Consider the following 1,044-nt stretch of genomic DNA (forward strand, 5'->3'; position numbering starts at 1 on the left):
AAAAACTAACCATTCTTTTTTTTATTGTTTAGGACGCTATTGGTTTTTTAGTATAATACAAAAATGATCTGTAACAGACAGGTGTTAAAATTAGTATAAATTTTAAGGCTTTTTCACACAATGCAGTCACTCCCCTCTCTGCCCACCCCCGCGTGAGGGATTGGAGCGGCATCCTTTTTTGCCGCTTGCCGTAGTGGGGGATTTCGGAGCACAAAACTGTCAACCAGCACCGAACTTGAATAGAAGCACAAAGCTCCAAGTTTGCACGTCAGCCCGCCTGACGCAAAACCCGTGTTAGCGGTAGTTTTTGTCACTCTATTCAACTACACAATTAAGCTTAAAGAGCCAACTCTTGCTCCAACACCTTTAACCTTTACTGTTATTATCATTACGATGTCGTCTGTTGATGCGTTTCTGAGCAATCTGTCAACATTTACGTTAAATCTAGTAATCAAATCATCGTCTTCTAAGAGGCAAATTAACGGAGTTTGGTCAGCATTAGGTGTCCAACTGCTTGGAATTTCTTGAACTTTATTTGGATATCTTAAAGCGTCAAATATTGTTTTTAGCTTATTGTCAAGGTCTCCAAATGCACCATGTGAAATATCTGGTTTTAAAATTAACAAGTCAAGTTCGCAATACATACTCATTGTCTTGCAGACCAAAGTAGCGAAGTTGTGTCCTCCAACATTCTTGACACTTGTAAAACTTGATGTGGCAATCGGTGGAATTTTAACCCAATCCGTCACCTCATTTAAAGGAGGGTATTTCCATGCATTTTTAAGTTGCTCATGAAATACCTGTCTAATGCGATGCTTTTCGGTCGCGTCTGCATTTGATTTTAATTTTCCTTCGTATATAAGTTTAAATTCCATTCGTCTGTTTGTTTAAATTACCGCTAACACACAAATATATGAAAGTTTTTACGGCAGGTATATTTTCTTACTAAAATTGCTGAAGAATTACATTGTAAAGGCTTATGGCAGATTACGGCTTACGCATTTTATATAGCCGGATGACTCATAAATACCTAAACTTGAACTA

At 37.7% G+C, this 1,044-nt stretch carries 1 protein-coding gene; it reads right to left on the reverse strand.

Annotated features, from left to right (window positions below; genetic code table 11):
• Positions 1-323: 323 nt before the first annotated feature.
• Positions 324-875, reverse strand: a complete 552-nt coding sequence (locus CHU92_RS00150) for a hypothetical protein (protein ID WP_094411407.1) — start codon at positions 873-875, stop codon at positions 324-326.
• Positions 876-1,044 lie beyond the last annotated feature (169 nt).

This window comes from Flavobacterium cyanobacteriorum (genome assembly GCF_002251835.1).
In the GTDB taxonomy this organism is placed as follows: Bacteria; Bacteroidota; Bacteroidia; order Flavobacteriales; family Flavobacteriaceae; genus Flavobacterium; species Flavobacterium cyanobacteriorum.

Excerpts from the sequence above, each read along its gene's own strand:
- CHU92_RS00150 (WP_094411407.1), bottom strand. The coding sequence starts at position 875 with ATGGAATTTAAACTTATATACGAAGGAAAATTAAAATCAAATGCAGAC.